Source organism: Streptococcus caledonicus, from assembly GCF_042656225.1.
In the GTDB taxonomy this organism is placed as follows: Bacteria; Bacillota; Bacilli; order Lactobacillales; family Streptococcaceae; genus Streptococcus; species Streptococcus caledonicus.
Genome location: NZ_JBHSOJ010000014.1, coordinates 43631 through 43869, shown reverse-complemented (window position 1 = coordinate 43869; position 239 = coordinate 43631). Strand labels below are relative to the sequence as shown.

Annotated in this window: 1 pseudogene; it reads left to right on the top strand. The window is 44.4% G+C overall.

From position 1 onward, the window contains the following. Positions 1–239: pseudogene (locus ACFPQ3_RS01815) on the top strand (phosphoketolase); the annotation flags it as partial.

Genomic DNA, 239 nt, shown 5'->3' with positions numbered 1-239 from the left:
CATCCCTTAACTTGATTGCGACTTCAACGGTTTTCCAACAAGACCACAATGGTTACACTCACCAAGATCCAGGTCTTTTGACGCATTTGGCAGAGAAGACGCCGGAGTATATCCGAGAATACTTGCCAGCAGATAGTAACTCACTTTTTGCAGTTATGGAAAAAGCTTTTGCAGACGAAGATAAGGTTAATGTGATTGTCACTTCTAAGCACCCACGACCACAGTTCTACTCCATCGCC